This window comes from Kosakonia sp. S57 (assembly GCF_016516575.1).
In the GTDB taxonomy this organism is placed as follows: domain Bacteria; phylum Pseudomonadota; class Gammaproteobacteria; order Enterobacterales; family Enterobacteriaceae; genus Kosakonia; species Kosakonia cowanii.
The window spans coordinates 1-1,448 of sequence record NZ_JACVUL010000045.1 but is presented as its reverse complement, the minus strand read 5'-3'; the positions used below and the strand labels follow the sequence as shown (position 1 = coordinate 1,448).

The following is a 1,448-nucleotide window of genomic DNA, read 5'->3' as shown; positions in this document are numbered from 1 at the left end:
AATTAACGCAGCAGGGACAGCATGGTCTGCGGAACCTGGTTGGCCTGCGCCAGCACGGAAGAACCAGCCTGCTGCAGGATCTGCGCGCGGGACATGTTCGACACTTCGGTCGCATAGTCGGAGTCCTGAATACGGCTGCGGGCAGACGACAGGTTGCTCACGGTGTTGTTCAGGTTAGTGATGGTGGATTCGAAACGGTTCTGGGACGCACCCAGCAGGCTGCGCTGAGAGTCAACAGACTTGATTGCCGCATCGATATCTGCCAGCGGAGTGGAGCCGGAAGCAGTACCGCTCGCGCCGCCGGTCACTTTACCTTTCAGAACGTCGAAGCCAACAGCCTGAGTCTGACGCTGGGTACCGTTAACGGTGTCACCGGAAGCCATGGCTTTGGTGTTCAGAGCAGTACCGGAAGAGCCCGCTGCAGCCAGGTTGTAGCTGTCGCTGGAGCTGATGTCGATACCGATCTTCTCGCCGTCTTTCGCGCCGACCTGGAAGTTATAGGTGCTGGTGCCGGAACCGGTGTTCAGCACTTTGATGCCGTTGAAGTCGGTCTGGTTGGTTACGCGGTTCACTTCTTCCATACGCTGGTTAACTTCAGCCTGGATGGAGTCGATGTCAGACGCGGAGTTGGAGCTGTTCTGTGCCTGAACGGTCAGGTCACGGATACGCTGCAGGTTGTTGTTGATTTCGCCCAGCGCGCCTTCAGCGGTCTGGGAGAGAGAGATACCGTCGTTGGCGTTACGTGCTGCAACGGACAGGCCGTTGATGTTGGACGTAAAGCGGTTGGCGATCGCCTGACCAGCAGCATCATCTTTTGCACTGTTGATACGCAGACCGGAAGAGAGACGCTCGATCGAAGTGCCCAGAGAAGACTGTGATTTAGTCAGGTTGTTCTGGGTCATCAGCGACAGGGTGTTAGTATTAATAACAGCCATGATAGTTATCCTTAAGTAAGAAATTTATATTCCGGTAAGCGCCAGCGGCTTCATCACCGTCATAATTGTTATCGACGGGGTCTGCGAACTCTTTAGTGTTTTTTATGTTTTTTGAGCAATTTCTGTCTAAAAAAAACGCAGTTCATAAAATAAAAAAAGCGCCGACGAGCGGCGCTTTTTTGTACGACTTTATTCTGCGAATTAACGCAGCAGGGACAGCATGGTCTGCGGAACCTGGTTGGCCTGCGCCAGCACGGAAGAACCAGCCTGCTGCAGGATCTGCGCGCGGGACATGTTCGACACTTCGGTCGCATAATCGGAGTCCTGAATACGGCTGCGGGCAGACGACAGGTTGCTCACGGTGTTGTTCAGGTTAGTGATGGTGGATTCGAAACGGTTCTGGGACGCACCCAGCAGGCTGCGCTGGGAGTCAACAGACTTGATTGCCGCATCGATATCAGCCAGCGGAGTGGAGCCGGAAGCAGTACCGCTCGCGCCGCCGGTCACTTTACC

2 protein-coding genes are annotated in these 1,448 nt (G+C 54.8%); both read right to left on the bottom strand.

The window, feature by feature from the left end:
- Positions 1-2 precede the first annotated feature (2 nt).
- Entirely contained in the window at positions 3-935 is a 933-nt protein-coding gene (locus IAE48_RS23905; RefSeq protein WP_200135763.1) for a flagellin, read from the bottom strand.
- A 201-nt stretch (positions 936-1,136) separates the two neighbouring features.
- The coding region (locus IAE48_RS23900) for a flagellin (protein ID WP_255564603.1) at positions 1,137-1,448 on the bottom strand (312 nt) is incomplete at its 5' end.